The 18621-nt window shown below is 65.7% G+C and carries 15 protein-coding genes; 9 read left to right on the top strand and 6 right to left on the bottom strand.

Translation table 11 applies throughout. The features are described from left to right. Window positions 1-3: 3 nt before the first annotated feature. Complete coding sequence (locus tag DM373_RS02450) at window positions 4-1023, bottom strand: ABC transporter substrate-binding protein (protein ID WP_110992039.1); 1020 nt, start codon at window positions 1021-1023, stop codon at window positions 4-6. Window positions 1024-1041: 18 nt separating this feature from the next. Continuing rightward, entirely contained in the window at window positions 1042-1941 is a 900-nt protein-coding gene (locus DM373_RS02445) for a TauD/TfdA dioxygenase family protein (RefSeq protein WP_110992038.1), read from the bottom strand. Window positions 1942-2209: 268 nt separating this feature from the next. Here DM373_RS02445 and DM373_RS02440 point away from each other — a divergent pair, with 268 nt between their 5' ends. Then, window positions 2210-2551, top strand: a complete 342-nt coding sequence (locus tag DM373_RS02440; RefSeq protein WP_110992037.1) for a tryptophan synthase subunit beta — start codon at window positions 2210-2212, stop codon at window positions 2549-2551. Between the two features lie 30 nt (window positions 2552-2581). Here DM373_RS02440 and lapD read toward each other — a convergent pair whose 3' ends face one another. Together lapD and lapG are read right to left on the bottom strand one after the other, a co-directional pair. Continuing rightward, window positions 2582-4528 (bottom strand): cyclic di-GMP receptor LapD, encoded by a 1947-nt coding sequence (gene lapD, locus DM373_RS02435; protein WP_110992036.1) that lies wholly within the window; start codon window positions 4526-4528, stop codon window positions 2582-2584. 10 nt (window positions 4529-4538) lie between these two features. Beyond that, window positions 4539-5231: a cysteine protease LapG gene (gene lapG / locus DM373_RS02430; protein ID WP_110992138.1), complete on the bottom strand. Its 693-nt coding sequence runs from the start codon at window positions 5229-5231 to the stop codon at window positions 4539-4541. Between the two features lie 276 nt (window positions 5232-5507). Between lapG and DM373_RS02425 the strand changes: the two genes are divergently transcribed. From DM373_RS02425 to DM373_RS02400, 6 genes are all read left to right on the top strand, one after another. Then, window positions 5508-6200, top strand: a complete 693-nt coding sequence (locus DM373_RS02425; RefSeq protein WP_110992035.1) for a GntR family transcriptional regulator — start codon at window positions 5508-5510, stop codon at window positions 6198-6200. A gap of 33 nt (window positions 6201-6233) precedes the next feature. Continuing rightward, the gene (locus DM373_RS02420; protein ID WP_110992034.1) at window positions 6234-6806 is read left to right on the top strand and encodes a hypothetical protein; all 573 of its coding nucleotides are present in this window, start codon (window positions 6234-6236) and stop codon (window positions 6804-6806) included. Window positions 6807-7395: 589 nt separating this feature from the next. Continuing rightward, a complete protein-coding gene (locus DM373_RS02415; protein WP_110992033.1) occupies window positions 7396-8172 on the top strand; it encodes a DUF3050 domain-containing protein in 777 nt (258 codons plus the stop codon). After that, window positions 8169-9098: a diiron oxygenase gene (locus DM373_RS02410; protein WP_110992032.1), complete on the top strand. Its 930-nt coding sequence runs from the start codon at window positions 8169-8171 to the stop codon at window positions 9096-9098. Before DM373_RS02415 ends, DM373_RS02410 begins: the two co-directional genes overlap by 4 nt. A gap of 10 nt (window positions 9099-9108) precedes the next feature. Further along, the gene (locus DM373_RS02405; RefSeq protein WP_110992031.1) at window positions 9109-12540 is read left to right on the top strand and encodes an amino acid adenylation domain-containing protein; all 3432 of its coding nucleotides are present in this window, start codon (window positions 9109-9111) and stop codon (window positions 12538-12540) included. A gap of 28 nt (window positions 12541-12568) precedes the next feature. Continuing rightward, the gene (locus DM373_RS02400) at window positions 12569-13036 is read left to right on the top strand and encodes an SRPBCC family protein (RefSeq protein WP_110992030.1); all 468 of its coding nucleotides are present in this window, start codon (window positions 12569-12571) and stop codon (window positions 13034-13036) included. A gap of 72 nt (window positions 13037-13108) precedes the next feature. Here DM373_RS02400 and amaA read toward each other — a convergent pair whose 3' ends face one another. Further along, entirely contained in the window at window positions 13109-14395 is a 1287-nt protein-coding gene (gene amaA / locus DM373_RS02395; protein WP_110992029.1) for an L-pipecolate oxidase, read from the bottom strand. A 151-nt stretch (window positions 14396-14546) separates the two neighbouring features. Then, on the bottom strand, window positions 14547-16037 hold the full coding sequence (amaB, locus tag DM373_RS02390; protein ID WP_110992028.1) for an L-piperidine-6-carboxylate dehydrogenase: 1491 nt from the start codon (window positions 16035-16037) through the stop codon (window positions 14547-14549). A 135-nt stretch (window positions 16038-16172) separates the two neighbouring features. Here amaB and DM373_RS02385 point away from each other — a divergent pair, with 135 nt between their 5' ends. Together DM373_RS02385 and hglS are read left to right on the top strand one after the other, a co-directional pair. Continuing rightward, window positions 16173-17057 carry a LysR family transcriptional regulator gene (locus DM373_RS02385; RefSeq protein ID WP_110992027.1) on the top strand — a complete coding sequence of 295 codons (885 nt, stop codon included), beginning with the start codon at window positions 16173-16175 and terminating at the stop codon, window positions 17055-17057. Window positions 17058-17235: 178 nt separating this feature from the next. Then, window positions 17236-18621, top strand: a complete 1386-nt coding sequence (hglS, locus tag DM373_RS02380; protein ID WP_110992026.1) for a 2-oxoadipate dioxygenase/decarboxylase HglS — start codon at window positions 17236-17238, stop codon at window positions 18619-18621.

The raw sequence follows: 18621 nt of genomic DNA, 5'->3' as shown, positions 1-18621 counted from the left end.
CGGTCAGCTCCCCTGCAGCGGGCGTTCATCCTGGAAGAAGTAGTCCTTCCACGATGCCGGCTTGTTCTTGATCGCACCGACGCGGTAAAGGAAGTCGGCCAGCTTGTAGGTGTTCTTCGGGGTCACGGTGAATTCGTACTGCGGGTTGTCGATCAGCTTGATCAGTGCGTCACGGTCGATCTTGGCCTTGGTCACGCGGATATAGGTGTCGGCGGCGGCCGCCTTGTCTTTCTGGGCAAAGTCGGCGGCTTCGGCCAGGGCATCGACGAAGGCCTTGTAGGTCTTGGGGTTGTCCTTGCGGAATTTCTCGGTGGCGAACAGCAGGGTCGGCGAATTGGGGCCGAGCAGGTCATAGCTGTTGAGCACCACGTGGACGTTCTTGTTGGCCAGCACCTGGTCCTGGAACGGCGGGTTGGAGAAGTGCCCGTTGAGCTCGGTGCCGCCGGCCAGCAGCGCGGCGGTGGCATCCGGGTGCGGCACGGCCAGGGTGTACTTGTCGAGGCGGTTGTACTCCTTGTCGCCCCATTGCTGGGCTGCGGCGTACTGCAGGAAGCGCGACTGCACCGACACACCCACCGCCGGTACGGCGATGCGGTCCTTGTCGCCGATGTCGGCGATGGTCTTCACGTTGGGGTTGCTGCTGACCAGGTAGTACGGGAAGTTGCCCAGCGACGCCACGGCCTTGACGTTCTGCCGGCCTTTGGTGCGGTCCCACACGGTCAACAGCGGGCCGACGCCGGCGCCGGCGATGTCCACCGAGCCGGACAGCAAGGCGTCGTTGATCGCCGCGCCGCCCGAGAGTTGGGCCCAATCGACGGCGATGTCGATGCCCTGCTCCTTGCCGTGCTTTTCGATCAGTTGCTGGTCGCGTACCACGTTGAGCAACAGGTAGACGATGCCGAACTGCTCGGCGATGCGGATCTTGCCCTCGGCGTGGGCCACGCTCGGCGCCGCGAGGCTGCCGACAACCAGACTGGCGCCCAGGCCGATGCTTGCCGCCAGGCGGCTGATGGATTTGCGCATGATGTTTTTCCTCAGTCGTCAGTACGGGGCATCGCCCTGGATGGTGGTGCGGTACAGCTTGCGCCGCAGGTGCGCGGGGCAACCGGTGGCCAGGTGGATCAGCGAGCGGTTGTCCCAGAACACCAGGTCATGGGGCTGCCACTGATGGCGGTAGATGTTCTGTTCGAGCACGCTCAGGGCGTACAGCTGCTGCAGCACGTCGCGGCTTTCGTCATCGGGCAGGCCGACGATGCGGGTGGTGAAGCCCTCGCTGACGAACAGCGCCTGGCGCCCGTTCTCCGGGTGGGTGCGCACCACCGGGTGGATGACTTCCTGCACCTGGGCCAACTGCTCGGCGCTCAAGGTCGGGCGCCAGTTGCCTTCGAACTTGGTCTCGGCATAACGCGCGGTGTAGGAGTGGGCGGCGTCACGGCCCTTGATGACCTTGCGCAGGGCATCGGGTACGGCGTCCCAGGCCTTGTGCATGTCGGCGAACAGGGTGTCGCCGCCCTCGCTGGGCAGCTCCTGGGCATGCAACATCGAACCCAGGCTCGGCAGTGGCTTGTACGACAGGTCCGAGTGCCAGAACTTGCCGGCATCGCCCAGGCCGATGTTGGTACCGCCCTCGACGATGTTGGACACGATCAGGATCTCGGGGTGGCCGGCCAGCAGGAACTGTTTGAGCACGTGGATCTGCAGTTCACCGAAGCGGCGGCTGAAGGCGATCTGTTGCTCGGGGCTGATGCGCTGGTCGCGGAACACCAGTACGTGGTGGTCCAGGTGGGCGCGATGGATTCGGTTGAAATCCTCGGCGTTGACCGGTCGGGTCAGGTCGAGGCCGACGATCTCGGCGCCGACGGTACCTGCGAACGGGCGGACTTCGAAGGTTTGCGGCAAGGCGCTGTCGATGGTCGACAAGGCGTTCGAGGCGGCTGGCATTGTTCACTCCCACGCAAGTGCGCGACTTCCAAGGCGCGCAACGATCAGAAACGCACGGGGATTGCCCGTGTGGGTTCGAGTCGTGCGGCGCGCCGATTGGTCGGCAGGTACGCAGTGGCAGTGACTATAAAGTCATAAGAACAATAATTTAAATACCGTTAATGCATATGCATATGAGGCTGTGCCGTGCCCGCGGGCCGACACGCTCGGCGAACTTTGCCTATGCTGCTGGCTACCCAAAGGAAACTTGATGACGAGGGACGACGCCATGTTCTACGTGCAACGCGACGCCGACGGCCAGTTGCTGCGGGTAGAAGCAGCCCCCTATCACGGCTACACGGAAATGCTGTCCGCCGACCAGGCGGAAGTCCAGGCATGGCTCGCCGAGGACGCCGTCGAGAACAGCCTGCAGCAGCTCAAGCAGAGCGACCTGGACATGATCCGGGTACTGGAGGACCTGATCGAGGTGCTGACCGCCAAGGGCGTGTTCAGCATCACCGACCTGCCCCCAGGCGCCCAGGCCAAGCTGCTGAGCCGCTCCAGCGCGCGCAAGGCCCTGGGTGGCCTGAACAACCTGATCGAGGAGGATGAGCACGGCGGGCTGATCTGAGGCTTGCCAGCGCCCTGCCCGGCGCTGGGCTCAACGCCAGGGCGCCGGCCGCCCCACCCGCTGCCCCTGAATGCCCTGCACGCCCATCTCGCACAGCACCTTCAACTCCCCCTGGGTTTCCACCCGTTCGGCGATCAGTGGCAGGTCGATGCTGTGCGCCGCCCGTTGGATGGCCTCGATGAACAGGCGCTTGTGCTGCTCGTGGTCGATGTTGCGGATGTAACCACCGTCGACCTTTAGATACGCCAGGCCCAGGTTGGCCAGGTTGCCGATCATGCTGAAGCGCCCGCCAAAACGCTGCAGGGCCAGGCTGAAACCCAGGCCGTGCAGGCGCCGGGTGAACTGCTCCAGTACGGCCTGTTCGGGCAACTGCTCTTCGCCAATTTCGAAGGTCAGCCGCGGCCCCAGTGCGCGGTGCTGGCCCAACAGCGCGTAGACGCGCTGCAAGGCCTGGGCATCGGCCAGGGTCGCGGCTGACAGGTTCAGCGCCAGCGCCGCGTGGTGCCGTGGCAGATGCTTGAGTACCCGCTCCAGCATCAGCGCATCGAGCCGCGCCATCCAGCCGAAGCGCTCCAGCCAGGGCAGGAAGCACCCGGCGGCCAACGGCTCGCCCTGACCGTCCTGCAGCCGTGAGGTCACCTTGAAATGCAGGATGCGTTGCGGTGCCTGGCAATCCACCACCGGCTGGAAGAACAGCTCGAACTGCCCTTTGCTCAGGGCCTGGTCCAGGCGGCTGTGCCAGGCTTGCTGGCTGCCGACGGCCTGGGCTGCCGACCCCTGCTCCAGGCATATCCAGCTCGGCGTGGCCTGGCTCTCGGCCCGGGCAAGGGCCTCATCGGCCTGCGAGAGCAGGGCTTGTGGCTCATCACCCGGCTCAAAGCTGACCATGCCGATACAGGCCACCGGGGCAACATCGCTGGCACCGGTCTCGTGCAGGCTCTGCAGGTTGGCTTCCAGGGCCTGGGCCAGCTCGATCGCCTCGTCATGCACCATGCCCGGCGCCAGCACGGCGAACTCGCCCCCGCGGCTGCGGGCGATCAGGTCATGGGTTTGCGGGTAACGGGCGCAGGCACGACGCAGCTGCTCAGCCACCGCCTGCAGCAACTGATCGCTGCGCGGGCCACCCAGGCGGGCGTTGAGGCCGGCGAGGTCCTGTACCCGCAACAGCACCAAGTAACCGGCGCGGGCCTCCTCCAGGTTGCTGACCTGGGCACTGAGCTGCATCTCGAAGTATTGGCGGTTGGCCAGCCCCGTGAGGCTGTCCTGGTAGACCTCATTGCGCAACTGCTCGCTGCGCTCGGCCTGCTCGCGGAACAAGGCTTCGAGCTTTTCGACCATCTGGTTCATCGCCTGCACCACCCGGCGCAGCTCAGGCGTGCGCGGCAGTTCTGGCAGGCTGAGGAATTCGCGCCGGGCAATGGCGTGGGACTGCGCCACCATGTAATCCAGCGGCCGCAGTTGGCGGCGCAGCAACAGCGCGCCAAGCGCCGCACTCAGCACGCCGCACAGCAACAGCCAGCCCAGGCTGCCCAGGGCGCTCTGCCAGAGCTTGGCCAGGGCGAACATCGGATGGCTGATCACTTCGACCCGAGCCGCCTGCTGCCAGCCACGGCTGACGATCGCATCGCCACCGGCCGGCTCCAGGTTGGCCAGCTGGATGAACCAGGCCGGTACACCTGCGCTGTCGGGTACGGCATGGCGCTCGACCAGCACGGCGTTGGAGCCCTGCTCGATGACCTTGATGCTGGCGTAATAACCGCTGTCGAAAATCGAGCTGACCATCAGCTCGACCATTGCCGGGTCGTCGATGTTCGGCGTCAGCGCCAGCGCCAAAGCGGTTGCGGCATCCTGGGCATGGGCGCGCAGCTGGTTGATGTACTGGCTGCGCGAACTCTCCAGGCTGACCATGAAACTGCCGCTGAAGGCGACCGTCAGGAGCAGGCAAATGGCAAGCAGCAATTGTTTGAACAGAGACATCTGTGCTCCTTCAGTAAACCGGCTCGGCCGGGAACCCTTCGGCCTGCATTTTCTTCAGCAACCCCTGCCAGCGCGACAGGCGCTTGGTATCGCCGACTTTCTTGTTGCCGCCCGCCCCCGTCAGCCACAAGCCCTCGCCGTTGAAAGCGTACACCGGCAACAGGTCAGTACGCTGGCTGGCCGGCTTGATCGCGTCCATCAGGCTGTCGAGCACCAGTGGCTGGGCCTGTGGGCTTGAATAATAGGTCAGGACCATGTGTGCCCGGTTCAGCCGCAGGGCCTTGACGTAAGTGATGCGCAGTTTGTCGGCGGGAATGCCCAGGCGCCGCAGGCTGAAGTACTTGGCGATGGCGTAGTCTTCGCAGTCGCCGGCGCCCTTGATCAGCGACTGGACCGGCGTGGCCCAATAGTCGACTTCGCGCCACAGGTCGATATCCTCGACATAACGCAGCTGCGTGTTGAAGAACAGGTTGACCGCCTGCAACTGGCCCAACTCGCTGCCCTGCTGTTGGGTCGCCAGCAGGCGTTGCCAGGCGTCGATGCGCCCCTGGCCTGCGCCGAGGGGCCCGTAGAGGGCCTGGGCACGGCTGCTGATCTGCGAGAAGTCCCAGTCCGCCTGGGTACCGCCCAGCAACAGGCAGCCCAGCAGTGCGGCAGCACCGATTCGGCGTACAGTCCTTGTAATGGCCCAAGGTATCGCCACTGCGAACACCCGTTCAGAATCAGTTGGAAGCCGCGATGGTGCGGGCAGGTATGGCAAAAGACAATGGCAGGTTGTGGCCCGTTTGCCAGCCGTCGGCAAACCCGCTTCGTACGGACCGCGGTCTTTTCACCGACTTCCCAAGGCCTGCGACTTGCTTCACGATACCCGCGTTTCTTCACCGGCTGCAGGCCTCGCCAAGCAAGCGGTTTGACAAGACCCCCGTTCCCTCACTAGGGTTATTGGATCCAATTTTCATGTTGCCGAGGCAAACCCCGCGTGGCTGAGAAACCCAAACTGCTGAGCACCGTACTGGGCAGCGAGCAAGTCCCGGCGCACCTGGCCCGTAGTGTGATCGAAGAACGCCTGCGCAGCGCCATCCTCGATGGGCGCCTGCCCCCAGGTACCGCCTTGCGCCAACAGGAACTGGCCTCGTTGTTCGGCGTCAGCCGCATGCCGGTACGCGAAGCCCTGCGCCAGCTCGAAGCGCAGTCGCTGCTGCAAGTGGTGATGCACAAGGGCGCGGTGGTCGCACCGCTGATCGGCGAAGACGCCGTGGACACCTACGCCTTGCGCGTCATCCTCGAGACCGAGGCCCTGCGCCAGTCGATTCCGCTGCTCGACGCCGATGACATTGCCCTGGCCCGGGGTTACATCCAACAGCTGGAAAACGAAACCCGCCACGCCGAGATCGGCCGCCTCAACCGGCTGTTCCACATGACGCTCTACAGCAAGGCGGGCAACCAGAAGCTGCTGCGCCTGATTGAAATCGAGCTCAACGAAGAAGAACGCTTCCTGCGCTTTCACCTGTCGTCCATGGGGCTCGGCAAGCTCACCCAGGACGATCACATCGCCCTGACCGATGCCGCCAGCGACAAACTGGTGGACGAAGCCGTCAGGCTGCTGGAAGCGCACCTGAACAATGCCGCCAGGACCATCAGGAAATACCTCGACAGACAAACTGCCGGCTGATCCCGCGGCAGGTGTCCGGCAAGAGGAACGCCCGTGCACGAGCACACTCCACAGGCAAGGCCCCCCGCGCAACTGCCCAGTATTCGCCTGGTCTGCCTGGCCAGCAATCGCCAGCAGCTTATCCAGTACCGCACCTGGTCCCATGCCTTGAGCGACCCCATCGAACTGGTCGCCGTCGACCTCAGCGCCACTGTGCACGCCGATGAGCTCGACGCCCCGCAGTCCCTCCCTGCGCTCGCCCGCACCCTGGCCAGCCGACTGCAACCCTTCCTGGCTCAGCCCCACGCCCTGTTTGCCCAGGATGAAGCCGCACACCTGGCGCTGGCGCTGACCTACCTGGCACAGCGCAGCCACCCAGGGCAAACCCGGCGCTTGTTTGTTTCCAGCTGTGACAGCCCTCAAGCCACCGAGGGTGGCCAAACCGAGCACCTCGAGGTGCCGGTGACCGCGTTCTATCCCCCCGGCACGCTGGCCGCCATGCTGGGTTGGCAGCGCCTTGCCCACCGGGAGCTCGAGCTTGTCGAGCTGCCGACCCACAGCCGGCCAGGCGACCAACGCCTGATCAGCATCCTCAATGCCCACCTTGGGCTGCTCTGTTTCGCCTGACCCCACCTGCTTTTCACGCCCGTGATCACAGTATCTGCACCGCCAGGTCCATCGCAGACCATGGCGGTGCCAGCCTTTTGAGCACACTCTACACACTGCAGCGGCCGCTGATTTACAAGCGGACCTGGCCGCCTGCAGCCACTTCCACCCGCAGAAGGAGCCTGCCACCGGGGCCAGGACCGCAGCACGATCAGCCGCCCCTTAACAGTTCAACGTCTTCAACACCCATTCATCAGTGCTCCGAGTGAAGCATTCACTCCTTGTTTGTTTTTCTGATAGTTAATTATCGGAAGGAGCACCTTATTGCCAAATTAAAACTTTCAAATAAGTTTTAACGCACCCGCTCAACTTGCAAATATTCAAACTTTAAAATAATTAAAAAAACAATTGCAGCAAACTTTGTCATTGTTTTAAGTTCTGTCTCGCCCCGTGCAACAGCGCGGAGGCACCGTGAACAGCAGCCCGCAACATCTCACGCGGCCTGGGCTTATTGATCTGCAGCGAAACTTTGTTCGGGGCACTTGCTCGCCCTGAATAGGGTGAGCACGGACAACTCGCCACACTTAAACCCACAACCAATGGAGCCTCCATGAGCACATTGAAGCGCACACTCGACCATAAAAAACATGCACTTTCCCAGCACCCGCTGTTTTGTGAAATCGACTCGCTGGCGACCTTGCGACGGTTCATGGAAACCCATGTATTCGCGGTATGGGACTTCATGTCGCTGACCAAGCGCCTGCAGCAGGAACTGACCTGCGTCAGCCTGCCCTGGCTGCCCCCTGCCGACCCGGCCGCCGCGCGGCTGATCAACGAGATCGTGCTCGGCGAGGAGTCGGACGACCGCCTCGACCACGGCCATTACAGCCATTTCGAGCTGTACCTGGACGCCATGCGCGAGGTCGGCGCCAACACCCAGGCCATCGAGCGCTTCATCGGCCTGCAGCAACAAGGCGTCGATGCGCTCAGCGCCCTGGTGCGCTGCGAAGCCAGCGACGCCGCGCAGCGATTCGTGCGCGATACCCTCGAAGTGGCCCTGCATGCGCCTGCCCACCGTGTGGCCGCGGCCTTCCTGCATGGCCGGGAAAGCGTCATCCCGACCATGTTCCAGCAGATCCTCGACGAGTGGGGCATTGGCAGCGAACAGGCCCCGACCTTCCGTTACTACCTGCAGCGCCATATCGAAGTCGACTCCGAGGACCACGGCCCCGCCGCCGAGCAGTTGCTGGCCCGCCTGGTCGAACACGACCCGGTGCGCCAGGAGGAGGTGCATGCCGCCGCCATCGCCGCCGTGGACAGCCGCATGGCCCTGTGGGATCGCCTGCGCGCCGCGCTGCAGGCACCGGTCGCCGAGGTCAGCCCATGAACGCCGTGGACTACCGCTCCTTCGCCGACGCCTGGGAGGCACGCGCGACCATCCGCACCCGGCCCCGGCGCCAGGTAGAGGACGACCAGCGCCTGATCTACCCCCTGAGCCGCCAGCCGCTGGTGCTGGGCGCCACTTTCCAGCGCGAGTGCCCGCAGCTGCGCGACTTCGTGCTGGTGCAGAGCCTCTACAAGTTCATCAACGACGTGGTGATCTTCGAGACCGAGATCGTCGACCGGACCGCCCGGCGCATCGCCAAGGATCGCTTCGCCGTGCGCTTCCCGTTCGCCTGCCGCTACGACGCGATGACCGTGGTGGTCGACGAGGACTACCACGCCCTGGTGGCCATGGACTTTCTGCAGCAGACCATCGCCCTGACCGGCATCGAGCCGATCGCCCTGCCACAGGAAATCGAACTCAGCCGGGCGATCCCGGCGGCGCTCGAGCAGGTGCCCGAAGCATTGCGCGACGCACTGGAGCTGGTGTGCGTGGGCATTGCCGAGAACACCCTGACCGACGATGTCGCGGCGTTCGCCCGGGATGATTCGGTCAAGCCGTCGGTCAAGGGGCTGATGGCCGACCACCTGCTCGACGAAGGCCGTCATTCGAGCTTCTGGGCCCGCCTTACACGGATCTACTGGCAGGCCGCGCCGGAGACCGAACGGCAAGCGATCGCCAAGGTATTGCCGGTGTTCCTCGGCCAGTACCTGACCAACGACATACAGCAGGCCTTCGACTTCGCCCTGATCGCCGCGCTGCCGGTGGATGAGGCGGTGCGCGAGGCCCTGCGCGAGGAGGCTCGGGGCCTGGCCTACCCGATCAACCACCAGCACCCGCTGCTGGGCAACATCCTGCGTTTCCTGCGCAGCAGCTCGATGCTCGAATCGGCCTGCGTGCAGGACGCGCTGCGCGACTACCTGCCCTGAGGAACCGATCATGAGACGCCTCGACATACTCCTGGTGGGCACCAGCCCCGCCATCGGCGCCTTTGCCCGCCTGCTCGACGAACATGGCCATGGCACCGCCACGGCGGACAGCGCGCAGGCCCTGCGCCGGCAACTGACGCCCGCCACCGCACTGGTGGTGGACGACGGCAGCCTGGCCCTGGCCAGCGGCGACTGGCAGGCACTGGGCAGCACGCCATTGCTCAGGCTGCGCCTGGGCGCCCGCCTGGGTGAAACCTTGCCGCACCTGGAAACCCTGTGTTGGTGCGGCAGTGCCAGTGCCCAGCGCCTGATCGACAGGCTGGCGGTGCAAGCGCCGAATTCAGGCAATGGCCAGCAACTGCATCAGGACACCTTGCAGGCCTTGTGCGATCAACTGGCCCTGCACGTCACCCGCTTTGCCCGCAACCCGCAGCACCTGCAGGAGGCGCCGACGGTCAGCCCCGGCGCCTGCGAGCAGGAGCACGGCCTGGGCTGGCTGGAGGCGTTGGCCTACCGGCATCCGTTCAACCGCGCGCTGCGCGCCGACCTGCTGGAGCACGCCCAGGGCAGCCTGGTCGGGCAGCTGGAGCAGAGCCTGCGCCGGCACGCCGCATCCTCGGCATTGCATTACGCGGGCCAGCGCCATAGCTATCGCCAGCTGCACGCCCGCACAGCCGCCATCCAGCAAGCCCTGCTGCCACTGCTGGCCGGCAGCGACACGTCCCCGCCGGTGGTGGCGGTGTGCATGGGCAAGTCGCCCGAGCTCTACGCCAGCCTGCTGGCGGTGTTGGGCTGCGCCGCCATCTACCTGCCGCTGGACCCGGCCACGCCAGCGGCGCGCCGCCAACGCATCCTCGACGATGCCGGCGCCTGCGTGCTGCTGCACGACGGCCAGCTGCCTGCCGCCATCGCCCACCTGGACGTGCGTGACATAGCACCTTTGCAGGGCCCTGAGCTGCCGAGCCTGGTACTGCGCGAAGCGCACCTCGGGCAACCCTGCGTGGCGATCTACACCTCCGGCACCACTGGCCAGCCGAAGGGCGTGCTGCTCAGCCAGGGCAACCTGATGCATTTCATGGCCTGGTACCGCGAGCACGTGGCGCTGGATCGGCACAGCCGGGTGCTGCAGTTTTCCACCATCGGCTTCGACGCCTCCCTGCTGGACATCCTGCCGACCTTCGCCTGCGCTGCCGAACTGGTGCTGCCCAGCGAAGACCAGCGCCGCGACCCGCGGCAACTGCTGGCACTTATCCACAGCCAGGAAATCACCCATGCGTTCCTGCCGCCGGCCCTGCTGAGCATCCTGCCGCGCGACGAACACCTGGGGCTCAAGCACCTGATCACCGGGGGCGATGTCTGCGAACCCGAGGTGATCGCACGGCTGGCCGGGCAATGCCGGATGCACAACATCTACGGCCCGACGGAAACCACGGTGCTGGCCACCACGCGGGTGATGGCGCCGGATGACAGCAACCGCAACCTCGGGCGGCCTATCGCCAACACCCAGGTGCTGATCCTCGATGATGCCTTGCGCCCGGTGCTGGAGCAGACCCCCGGCGAGCTGTACATCGCCGGGCCCGGCGTCGGGCTGGGTTACCTGAACAATCCACTGCTGACGGCCGAGCGCTTTGTCGAACTGGGCCTGCCCGATGGCCGCTCGCTCAGGGCCTACCGTACCGGCGATATCGGCAAATGGACCGCCCAGGGCATCGAGCTGTGCGGGCGACGCGACAACCAGGTGAAGATCCGCGGCTTTCGCGTGGAGCCCGAGGAGATCGAACACTGCCTGCGCGACGCCCGCCTGTTCGCCCAGGTGGCGGTGGTGATCGACCCGCAGCGGCGGGTGCTGGCCTTCCTCGCCCACCCGCAAAGCACCGACGCCCAAGCACTGCTGCGCGAGCACGCCGAAAGCAGCCTGCCCGACTACATGCGCCCGATGTTCTACCAGGTGCTGGAGCAGATGCCCTACACCGCCAATGGCAAGGTCGACCGCCAGGCGCTGCTGCAGCGGCCACTGGCCCTGGCGGCGCAACAGCACCTGCAACCGCAGACCGCCACCGAGCATCGGCTGCGCGAGGTGTGGAGCGAATTGCTGGAACTGCCACAGGCCGATATCGCCATCGACGACAGCTTCTTCAACCTGGGGGGCCACTCGATCCTGCTGTCGCGCCTGCTGCTGGAAGTGCGCGAACGCTTCGGCCAGGGGGTGGCGATCAACCGCTTCATCGAGCAACCGACCGTGCAACGCCTGGGCGCGCTGCTCGACGGTGTCGAGGCCGTGCAGCAGGACCCTCTGGCCCGCCCGGAACAGGATGCGAAGCGCGAACTGGGCCTGCGGGTGCTGCCGGTGGAACGACTGGGCGATGTGCACAAGGTGATCGTCACCGGCGCCAACAGCTTCGTTGGTGTGCACCTGGTCGAGGCGCTGCTGGACTGGGGCGCCAGCGAAGTGGCCTGCCTGGTGCGCAGCGCCGGCGGCCTCACGGCTGAGCAACGCTTCGCCCAGGCGCTGCGTGACAACCAGCTGACGCTGGACATGGCCCGCGTGCGGGTGTTCGAAGCCGACCTGCGCCAGCCGCGCCTGGGGCTGACCCAGGCCGACTACGACTACCTGGACCAACACTACGGCGCGCTGCTGCACAACGCAGCCCAGGTCAACCATGTGCTCGACTACCAGGCGCTGGCCGCCGACAACATCGAGCCGCTGTTCGAGTGCCTGCAGTTGTGCGAGGGCCGGCGCAAGAAAATCTTCAACTTCGTCTCGACCCTGTCCGCCTGCAGCGCCGTGGACAACGCCGGCCAGGTGCTGGAAGCCGAGCCTGCGGCGACGCCGCCGCTGTACATCCGCAACGGCTACAACCTGAGCAAATGGGTCGGCGAACGCATCCTGCAGCGCGCCCGCGCGCAAGGGGTGTGGGTCAACCTGTTCCGCCCCGGCAACATCACCTTCGACAGCCGCAGCGGCGTCTGCCAGCCCCACAGCAACCGCCTGATGCTGATGCTCAAGGGCTCGCTGCAGCTGGGCCAGGTGCCGCGTCTGGAGATCGATTTCGACCTGATGCCGGTGGACTTCCTCGCCCGTTTCATCGCCTTCCACAGCAGCCGCCACCAGCCCGGCGAATGCGTGTTCAACCTGCACAACCCCGAGCCGCTGCGCTGGAGCGATTACCTGGCGTCGTTCCGCGAGCAGGGCCATGCCTTCGAGCTGGTCAGCGTCGAGCACTGGCAACAGCGCCTGCGCAGGATCGACCGCGACAACGCGCTGTATGACGTCCTCGGTTTCTACCTGGACGGCTTCGGCGAAGACATCGGCGACATCGGCGGCATCGCCCACGACAACGCCCGCGCCGGGGTGCGGCGCATGGGTAGCCATTACCCGAGCAAGAGCCCGGCGCTGCTGCGCCGGGGCTGCCGCTACCTGGCCGACATCGGCTTCATCTGACCTTCACCCACAACCGGAGCAACACGACATGCAAGCACTCAAGCCCGATACCCTGATCCGCAACCCCGAAGGCTGCCGGGTGGTGTCCAGCGTGGACATCGCCGCGCCCGCCGCCAGCGTCTGGAACATCGTCGGCAACTTCGCCGGCTTCCCGGTGTTCATCCCGGCGCTGGCGCACATCGACATGACCGGCAGCGGCGTACGCTCGGTGCGCAAGAAGCTGTTCAAGGACGGCAACGTGGTGATCGAACAGCTCAACGCCCGTGATGAGCAGGCCATGCACATGACCTGGAGCCTGATCTACACCAGCCTGAACATCGGCAACCTGTGGGCGGCGATGGCCGTGGAGGCGCTCGATGCCGGCCACAGCCGCGCCACCTGGACCATCCAGGCCGAGCCCCAGCAAGGCGGGCCCGAAGCGCTGCCAGGCTTCCAGGCATTCCTGCAGGGCTTTGCCGATGAGGCGATGAACAATGTGAAGAACCTGCTCAGCTGACCCCGCCCAACGACAAAAAGCCGCGCCCCCCAGGGACGCGGCTTTTTGTCGTTGGGCAACCCTGCTTGCGGGTTACAGCACCACGCGCAGGCACTGCCCGGCGTGATACAGCGAGAACCCCGATTCATAGAACGCCGTGCGCAACGACGGCGCACTCACCGGTTTCATCGGCGAGAACGGGATCGGCAGGCTGTCCGGATCGTCCTTGAGCAGGAACTCGGCGAACGCCCGGCCGATCACCGTGCCGGTGGTGTTGCCACGGCCGTTGTAGCCAGTCACCGCCACCAGCCCCGGCGCCGGCTCGAACAGGCGCATCAGGTGGTCGGGGGTGAAGTCGATGCAGCCGGTCCAGTGCATTTCCCACTCGACCTTGCCCAGCTCGGGGTAGTAGTGGCTCTGGATGCGGTCAGCCCAGCTGCGCACGAACCACGCAGGCTTGTTGTCGACCCGGCCAAGGCTGCCGAGCAGCAGGCGGCCCTGGTCGTCGCGGCGGATGCTGCTGAGCACGGTGCGGGTGTCCCACGAGCCCTGGCCATGGCGCAGGACCTTGTCGGCGGCCGCGCCGTGCAAGGGCTTGGAGGCCACCTGGTAGTAGTAGCCACGGAAGAACTGCTTCTGCAGGTTGCTCCAGTCGCCTTCGGTGTAGGCGCCGGTGGAGATCACCACCTTGTCGGCGCGCACCGCGCCGCGCGCGGTCTTCACCCGCCAGGCGTCGCCGTCGCGCTCCAGGCCCTCGACAGCGGATTGCTGGAACAGCTTGCCGCCCAGGCGGGCCACGGCGCCCGCCAGGCCCTGGGTATAGCCCATGGGGTTGATGGTGCCGGCGCGGCGGTCAAGCAGCGCGGCGGAGATTTTGTCGGTACCGCAGTATTCCTGGCATTGCGCGCCGGTCAGCAGCTCGACATCGGCGCCACGGCGCGACCATTGCTGGTGGCGGGCTTCGAGGTCTGCGATGCCGGTGGCGTTGTGCGCCATGTGCAGGGTGCCTTTGTGCTGAGCCTGGCAGTCGATGCCAAGGCGCTCGATCATGGCGAACACCTCACCCGGTGCCTCGCCCAGCACTTTGTTCAGGCGGCTGCCCTGCTTGTGGCCGAGGGTGGCCTCGACATCATCGGGTCGGATCCAGGTGCCGGCGTTGACCAGGCCGACGTTGCGCCCGGAACCGCCGTGGCCGATCTTCCAGGCCTCCAGCAGGATCACCGACTTGCCCTGCTCCAGCAGGTGGATCGCCGCGGACAGCCCGGTGATGCCGCCGCCGATCACGCAGACATCGGCCTTGTGCTCGCCGGCCAGGGCCTGGGCGGCGACGGCCGGCTGGGTGACGTGTTCCCACAGACATTCTTGACGCAGTTCGGACATGGCCCGGCTCCAGCAATTTGTTCTTATTGGGGCTGCTTTGCAGCCCATTCGCGGCACAAGGCCGCTCCTACAGGAGATCGCGATGCCTGTGTAGGAGCGGCCTTGTGCCGCGAACCGGGGGCATAGCCCCCGGCCATGCAGCATCAATCCATCAGTCGAACACGATACCCTGCGCCAGCGGCAGCTCGCGCGAGTAGTTCACGGTGTTCGTCTGGCGACGCATGTAGCCTTTCCAGGCATCGGAGCCGGACTCACGGCCACCGCCGGTCTCTTTCTCGCCACCGAACGCCCCGCCGATCTCGGCGCCGCTGGTGCCGATGTTGACGTTGGCGATGCCGCAGTCGCTGCCCGAGGCACTCTGGAAGCGCTCGGCCTCGCGAATGTCGGTGGTGAAGATGCACGACGACAGGCCCTGCGGCACTTCGTTGTTCAGGCGCAGGGCCTCTTCGAAGTCGTCGTAGGCCAGCACGTAGAGGATCGGCGCGAAGGTTTCGTGGCGCACCACGTCGCTCTGGGCCGGCATCTCGGCGATGGCCGGGGTCACGTAGTAGGCGTTCGGGTACTGCTCGGCCAGCTGACGCTCGCCACCGAATACCTGGCCGCCTTCGTCGCGGGCCTTGGCCAGCGCGCCTTGCATGGCATCGAACGACAGCTTGTCGATCAGCGGGCCGACCAGGTTGTCCTTGCGTGGGTCGCCGATGCGCACTTTGGCGTAGGCGGCCTTGACCCGGGCAACCACTTCATCCTTGATCGAACGGTGCACGATCAGGCGGCGCAGGGTGGTGCAGCGCTGGCCGGCGGTGCCCACGGCGGAGAACAGGATGCCGCGCACGGCTAGGTCCAGGTCTGCGCTCGGGGCGAGGATCATGGCGTTGTTGCCACCCAGTTCGAGGATGCTGCGGCCGAAGCGTGCTGCCACACGTGGGCCTACTTCACGGCCCATGCGGGTACTGCCGGTGGCGCTGACCAGCGGAACGCGCGGGTCGTCGACCAGGGCTTCACCGGCTTCGCGGCCACCGATCACCAGCTGGCTCAGGCCGGCCGGCGCATCGCCGAAGGCTTTCAGGGCTTTTTCGAACAGCGCCTGGCAGGCCAGGGCGGTGAGCGGGGTCTTCTCGGACGGCTTCCACACCACCGAGTTACCGGCCACCAGGGCCAGCGCGGTGTTCCACGCCCACACGGCGACCGGGAAGTTGAAGGCACTGATCACGCCGACCACGCCCAGCGGGTGCCAGGATTCACGCATGTGGTGGCCCGGGCGCTCGGAGGCGATGGTCAGGCCGTACAGCTGGCGCGACAGGCCGACGGCGAAGTCGCAGATGTCGATCATTTCCTGCACTTCGCCCAGGCCTTCCTGGGTGATCTTGCCGGCTTCGATCGAGACCAGCTCGCCGAGGTCGGCCTTGTGTTCGCGCAGCACTTCACCGAACAGGCGCACCAGCTCGCCACGGCGCGGGGCCGGCACGCTGCGCCAGGCTTCGAAGGCCTGCTGGGCCTGGTCGATGCGGGCAATGGTGTCGGCCTTGCCGAGCAGTTTCACCGAGGCGATCTGGCTGCCGTCGATCGGGGTGTGAACAGGGTAGTCGCCCTGGGTGTAAGCCGTGGCGGCAACGCCAAGGCGCTCGAGCAATCCAGCAACCATTGTGCTTCTCCTTTCATCGTGTGAAGGGTTGGAAAATGACGTGGGTCAGTATTAATCCGATTACACAAGTGCAACAAACGACCTTTATTCCGCATATCATTCCGGCAGGTAATGATTCGAGCCGCAGAGACCGCTATGTCCAAACGCCTGGTACCGTCCATGACCGCCCTGCAGTGTTTCGAGGCAGCGGCGCGCCACCTGAGCTTCACCCGCGCCGCCGAAGAGCTGCACCTGACCCAGAGCGCGGTCAGCAAGCAGGTCGCGCAACTGGAGGAGATGCTGCGCCACCACCTGTTCCTGCGCATCCGCCGGCGCCTGCAGCTCACCCCCGCAGGCTCGTTGTACCTGGCCGAGGTCAACAAGATCCTCACCCAGGTCGACATGTCCAGCCGCTACGTGCAGACCTACGGCACGCAGACCGAAGTACTCAAGGTAGCCACTCAACCGAGTTTTGGCGTGCGCTGGCTGATCCCGCACCTGAAAGGCTTCGGCAAGCGCCACCCGAACATCCACCTGGACATCCGCAACGAGATGGAGCCGTTCGCCTTGCTGCAAGGCTCGGCGGACGTGGTGTTCTTTTACGGCCAGGGCACCTGGCCGGGGGCGACCTGCGTGGAGCTGTTCGGCGAGGAGGTGGTGCCGGTGTGCGCGCCAGAGTTGCTGCAGGGGCGCACGCTGCCGGACGCGGGTGCGCTGGCAGACCTGGTGCTGCTGCAGAGCGCCTCACGCCCGGAGGCGTGGCATGAGTGGTTCCTGGAACAGGGGCTGCACACCGACAACAGCTACCACGGGCCGCGTTTCGATACGTTCTATATGGCGTTGAGCGCGGCACAGTCGGGGTGTGGGGTGGCGTTGGTGCCGCGCTATCTGGTGGCCAGGGAACTGGCCGAGGGCAGCCTGGTGATGGCCTGGGACCATGCGATGAAGAGCAGTGGCGCGCATTACCTGGCCTATGCCGAGCATGCGGCGGAAGTGCCGAAGGTGCGGGCGTTGGTGGAGTGGATCAAGGAGCAGGTCTGACGCCATCGCGGGGCAAGCCCGCTCCCACGGTCTGACACAGCGTGGGAGCGGGCTTGCCCCGCGATAGGGCCTTGAAGGTCGATCAAAAAAGGAATGAAACACTCACTTTTTTTCGCTTGTATGGCAACTCCATTCCCAGCTTTCATGTAAGCGTCCGAACCTAACCAGGAAGCTTGCGATGCCCGCCCACGATTTCGTCAGCCCCGACAGCATCCGCGCGCAGTTCTCTGCCGCCATGTCGCTCATGTACAAACAGGAAGTGCCCCTGTACGGCACGCTGCTTGAGCTGGTGAGCGAGATCAACCAGCGGGTGATGGCCGAGCAGCCCAAGGTGGCCGAGGCCCTGCGCTGGACCGGCGAGATCGAGCGCCTCGACCAGGAGCGCCACGGCGCCATCCGTGTCGGCACCGCCGAAGAACTCGCCACGATCGCCCGGCTGTTCGCGGTGATGGGCATGCACCCGGTCGGCTACTACGACCTCAGTTCGGCCGGTGTGCCGGTGCATTCCACCGCCTTTCGCGCAGTGCACGAACAGTCGCTGCACGTCAGCCCGTTCCGTGTATTCACCTCGCTGCTGCGCCTGGAGCTGATCGACAACCCGCAATTGCGCGAACTGGCCCAGAGCATCCTCAGCCAACGGCAGATCTTCACCCCGCGCGCGCTGGAGCTGATTGCCCAGTGCGAACGCGACGGCGGCCTGAACGCGAGCGACGCCGAGCGCTTCGTCAACGAAGCCCTGCACACCTTCCGCTGGCACCAGGACGCCACGGTCACCGCCGAGCAGTACCAGCAGTTGCACGATCAGCACCGCCTGATCGCCGACGTGGTGGCGTTCAAGGGCCCGCACATCAACCACCTGACCCCGCGCACCCTGGACATCGACGCGATCCAGGTCGGCATGCCGGCCAAGGGCATACCGCCCAAGGCCGTGGTCGAAGGCCCGCCCACCCGTCGCCACCCGATCCTGTTGCGGCAAACCAGCTTCAAGGCATTGCAGGAAAAGGTCGCCTTCAGCGATGCCCAGGGCAGCCACACGGCGCGCTTCGGCGAGATCGAACAGCGCGGCGCGGCGCTGACGCCCAAGGGCCGCCAGCTGTACGACCGCCTGCTCGACGCCACTCGCGCCGCCCTGGGCGGCGTACCGGCCGAGGCCAATGCCGAACGCTACAAGGCGCTGCTGGAGGCGCAGTTCGCCGAGTTCCCGGATGACCTGGCGCAGATGCGCGAACAGGGGCTGGCGTACTTCCGCTACTTCGCGACCGAGAAGGGCCTGGCCGCACGCGGCCAGGCGGATCGCCCGACCACCCTGCAAGGGCTGATCGACGCTGGCCACGTGCATTACGAGGCGCTGGTGTACGAGGATTTCCTGCCGGTGAGCGCGGCGGGGATCTTCCAATCCAACCTGGGCGACGAAGGCCAGGCCGAGTACGGCAGCAATGCCAACCGCGAGGCATTCGAGGCGGCGCTGGGGCTCAAGGTGGAGGATGAGCTGGGGTTGTATGCGCAGAGCGAGCGCAGGTCGTTGCAGGCGTGTGCGCAGGCGTTGGATCTGGGAGCGATGTAG

Source organism: Pseudomonas sichuanensis, from assembly GCF_003231305.1.
Taxonomy (GTDB): domain Bacteria; phylum Pseudomonadota; class Gammaproteobacteria; order Pseudomonadales; family Pseudomonadaceae; genus Aquipseudomonas; species Aquipseudomonas sichuanensis.
Note: the sequence above shows the minus strand (reverse complement) of the source record. Positions and strands in the feature narration are given on the sequence as shown.

What these genes read in the sequence shown, in the direction of transcription:
- DM373_RS02450 (WP_110992039.1), bottom strand. Translation starts at nt 1,023, where the DNA reads ATGCGCAAATCCATCAGCCGCCTGGCGGCAAGCATCGGCCTGGGCGCC.
- DM373_RS02445 (WP_110992038.1), bottom strand. Translation starts at nt 1,941, where the DNA reads ATGCCAGCCGCCTCGAACGCCTTGTCGACCATCGACAGCGCCTTGCCG.
- DM373_RS02440 (WP_110992037.1), top strand. Translation starts at nt 2,210, where the DNA reads ATGTTCTACGTGCAACGCGACGCCGACGGCCAGTTGCTGCGGGTAGAA.
- lapD (WP_110992036.1), bottom strand. Translation starts at nt 4,528, where the DNA reads ATGTCTCTGTTCAAACAATTGCTGCTTGCCATTTGCCTGCTCCTGACG.
- DM373_RS02415 (WP_110992033.1), top strand. Translation starts at nt 7,396, where the DNA reads ATGAGCACATTGAAGCGCACACTCGACCATAAAAAACATGCACTTTCC.
- DM373_RS02410 (WP_110992032.1), top strand. Translation starts at nt 8,169, where the DNA reads ATGAACGCCGTGGACTACCGCTCCTTCGCCGACGCCTGGGAGGCACGC.
- DM373_RS02405 (WP_110992031.1), top strand. Translation starts at nt 9,109, where the DNA reads ATGAGACGCCTCGACATACTCCTGGTGGGCACCAGCCCCGCCATCGGC.
- DM373_RS02400 (WP_110992030.1), top strand. Translation starts at nt 12,569, where the DNA reads ATGCAAGCACTCAAGCCCGATACCCTGATCCGCAACCCCGAAGGCTGC.
- amaA (WP_110992029.1), bottom strand. Translation starts at nt 14,395, where the DNA reads ATGTCCGAACTGCGTCAAGAATGTCTGTGGGAACACGTCACCCAGCCG.
- amaB (WP_110992028.1), bottom strand. Translation starts at nt 16,037, where the DNA reads ATGGTTGCTGGATTGCTCGAGCGCCTTGGCGTTGCCGCCACGGCTTAC.
- DM373_RS02385 (WP_110992027.1), top strand. Translation starts at nt 16,173, where the DNA reads ATGTCCAAACGCCTGGTACCGTCCATGACCGCCCTGCAGTGTTTCGAG.
- hglS (WP_110992026.1), top strand. Translation starts at nt 17,236, where the DNA reads ATGCCCGCCCACGATTTCGTCAGCCCCGACAGCATCCGCGCGCAGTTC.